Raw genomic sequence first — 1,103 nt, 5'->3', positions numbered from 1 at the left:
AGGATCCGGTGATGGGGTTCTGCTGGGCCATCTCAGTGCCCCTTCTTGGTCGAACGGGCCTCGAACCGGCGGGCCAGCAGGGACAGCGGCACGGTGATCACGAGGTAGAACAGGCCGGCCACGAGGATCGGCGTCATGCCGGCGTCGAGGGCGGAGATGCCGTCGCGACCGAACTTGGTGAGCTCGTACTCGTGCGCGGCCAGGCCGAGCACGTAGACCAGCGAGGAGTCCTTGGTCAGGAGGATGACCTCATTGGTGAGCGGCGGCAGCACGATGCGGAACGCCTGGGGGATCACGATGGTGACCATGGCCCGCCACGTCGGCATGCCGAGGGACCGGGCCGCCTCCATCTGGCCGCGGGGCACCGCCTGCAGGCCGGCACGCAGGGTCTCGGCGATGTACGCGGCCGAGACCATGCCCAGGGCCACCATCACGACGACGGGGATCGGCCAGGACACCCCGAACGCGAAGGGCACCCCGTAGCCGAAGGCGAGGAACACCAGCAGCGCGGGGACGCCGCGGAAGAACTCCACGTAGGCGGTGGCCAGCCACCGGTACGGGCCGAACGAGCTCAGGCGCATGAGCGCGAGCACGATGCCGCCCAGCAGGCCGACGACGAACGAGGTGACCGTGTAGAACAGCGTGTTGCCCAGCCCCACGAGGATCACGTTGGGGAACATCGGGGCCACGGCGGGGAAGTTCAGGACGTTCTCGGCGAGCGCGCCCCAGTCGATGAGGACGGCCAGGACGACGAGGGCGAGGACGAAGACGGCCGCCTGGATGATCAGGGACAGCCGACGACGGCGGCGCGCGCGGCCGGGCTTCATGGCCGGTGCCGGCGAGACGGGGGCCTGCGTGCTCATCGGTAGTCCTCCTGTGCCTGACCGAACCAGCGCTCCTGGAGCTCGGCCACGGTGCCGTCGTTGCGCAGCTCCTGCAGCGCGCGGTTCACGGCGGAGCCGAGCTGCGCCTTCTGCGGGCCGACCGCCATGCCGAGCTGCTCGCCCGTGGGCAGCGACTCGACCACCTCGAAGCGATCGTCGTCCTTGAGGGAGTAGAGCAACACGGACTGGTTGCCCAGGGCGGCGTCCACGGTGCCGGCC

Annotated in this window: 2 protein-coding genes; both read right to left on the bottom strand. The window is 70.0% G+C overall.

Annotated elements, in window-relative coordinates:
* Nucleotides 1-32 precede the first annotated feature (32 nt).
* Nucleotides 33-863, bottom strand: a complete 831-nt coding sequence (locus ACFWJO_RS40625) for an amino acid ABC transporter permease (protein WP_020626482.1) — start codon at nt 861-863, stop codon at nt 33-35.
* Nucleotides 860-1,103: transporter substrate-binding domain-containing protein (locus ACFWJO_RS40620; protein ID WP_386873414.1), on the bottom strand; the 244-nt coding region annotated here is incomplete at its 5' end. The genes ACFWJO_RS40625 and ACFWJO_RS40620, both read right to left, overlap by 4 nt.

The organism is Streptomyces sp. NPDC127092 (assembly GCF_042722475.1).
Classification (GTDB): domain Bacteria; phylum Actinomycetota; class Actinomycetes; order Streptomycetales; family Streptomycetaceae; genus Streptomyces.
The sequence above is the reverse complement of the archived record's forward strand: the minus strand, read 5'-3'. Positions and strand labels throughout refer to the sequence as shown.

Coding starts and splice junctions, on each gene's coding strand:
- ACFWJO_RS40625 (WP_020626482.1), bottom strand. CDS start 863: ATGAGCACGCAGGCCCCCGTCTCGCCGGCACCGGCCATGAAGCCCGGC.